Source organism: Streptomyces muensis, assembly GCF_021474425.1.
Lineage (GTDB): Bacteria > Actinomycetota > Actinomycetes > Streptomycetales > Streptomycetaceae > Streptomyces > Streptomyces muensis.
This window is the reverse complement of sequence record NZ_JAKEIP010000557.1, coordinates 1-1,650: the sequence shown is the minus strand read 5'-3', so window position 1 is coordinate 1,650 and position 1,650 is coordinate 1. Positions and strand designations below refer to the sequence as shown.

The 1,650-nt window shown below is 76.3% G+C and carries 2 protein-coding genes; both read right to left on the bottom strand.

The window, feature by feature from the left end; all coding sequences use genetic code 11:
• The coding region (locus tag L0P92_RS44300; RefSeq protein WP_234768789.1) for a hypothetical protein at positions 1 to 189 on the bottom strand (189 nt) is incomplete at its 3' end.
• Positions 186 to 1,604 carry an O-antigen ligase family protein gene (locus L0P92_RS44295; RefSeq protein WP_234768788.1) on the bottom strand — a complete coding sequence of 473 codons (1,419 nt, stop codon included), beginning with the start codon at positions 1,602 to 1,604 and terminating at the stop codon, positions 186 to 188. The genes L0P92_RS44300 and L0P92_RS44295, both read right to left, overlap by 4 nt.
• Positions 1,605 to 1,650: the final 46 nt, after the last annotated feature.

The window sequence follows — 1,650 nt, the reverse complement described above, 5'->3', positions numbered from 1 at the left end:
GTACGGCCGTACGCCGTCCAGCTGCGGCCGGCCGATCTCCACCACGTCCTTGTCCTCGACGCCGACCTCGGCGGACGCGGACCGCTCGCGCGCCGCGGGGGCGGCCACCCACCCCTCGGCGGCGGGCGGGGCGTCCCCGTCGGGCCCCTGCTCGGGAGCGCTCGCGGTCGTCGCCGGGCGTGGCCTCATCGCGAGCCGCCCGATTCCGCGGTCGGGGCCGTCGCCCGGTCGGTGATCTTCGTGTCGGGGGCCTCCGCGACCGGGACCTCTGCGGCGGGGACCGCCGTGACGACCTTCGCGTCGAGGGCTTCCGCTTCGGGGACCTCCGTGACACGGCCCAGGGCCCACCAGGCGGTGAGGCCGAGGCAGATCCCCGCGAGGATGGTGGAGGGGCCGCCGATGTCGGCGTACAGGAAGTTGACGAGCTGCCACAGCAGCAGCCCGCACGCCGGGAGAGCGCAGTCCCGCACGGCGCGTCCGCTCCGCCGCAGCCGGCGCAGCGCGATCACCAGCAGGGCGAACCAGCTGCCCGCGACCGTGAGCAGACCCAGCATGCCCTGCTCGCTCAGGAGCAGCAGGTACATGTTGTGCGGGGAGAGCAGCGGCTGGCGGCGGAAGGCCTGGCCGGCGCCGGCCGTGTCGCTGCCCGATGACAGCGCGAGCGAGGCATGGCCGTCCCGGTGCGCGGGGAAGGCCTTCAGCCCGACGCCGGTCAACGGATGCCCGCGCCACATCTCGCCCGCCGCGGCCCACATCGTGTACCGGTCGACGACCGACTGGTCCGGCGCGTCGGTGACCTGGGTGACACTGGTCAGCCGCTCCTGCAACGTCGCCGCGCCCACGCCGAGCCCGCCGACCAGCACCACCGCGACCGCGGCCGCCGCAGCGAACACCTTCGCCGCCCGCCGCACCCCGACCAGCAGCAGCTGCGCCCCGCAGGCGAACGCCGTGGCGATCCAGGCGCCCCGGCTGAAGGACAGCGCGAGCGGCACGAGCAGCGCCACCGCGCACACGGCCGCCACGAGGCGCTGCCGGCGTGCCCGCGTGCCGAGGGCGAGACCGGTGGCGGCCACCACTCCGAACGCCACGACGGTCGCCATCCCCATCACGTCGGACGGCCCGAAGGTGCCCACCGCCCGGATGTCGGCCCCCTGGTACAGGGCCCCGGTCGCGGTGAGGTTCTGGCGTACGCCGATGGCCCCCTGCCACAGCGCGAGGCCGACCAGGGACCACAGCACCAGCCGGGCGCCCCGCCGGTCGCGCACCAGCAGCAGCACCCCGACCGGGACGAGCACGAACACCTGGAGATAGCGGGCCAGTCCGGTGAGCGCGTCACTGGTGGTCAGCGCCCCCGCGGCGGCGACCGCGACACCCACCACGGGCAGCCCGAACAGGATCGCAGCGGTCCGGGTCAGCGGACGCCGCGCCCCTCTCACGACCCGCACGAGCGCACACAGCACGACCAGTCCCGAGGCGGCGTCGGCGGCGGTCGCGGAGCTGCCCGGCGTGACCGGCAGCCCGAGCAGGGCGACGACCGCGAGGACGGGCAGGACGGGCAGTACGGAGAGCAGGGACGGCACGCGGAGGGCGGACAGGCCGGGCAGGACGGCGCCTGCCCGGCGCAGCGGGGGCCGCGGCTCCGGCCGGGGC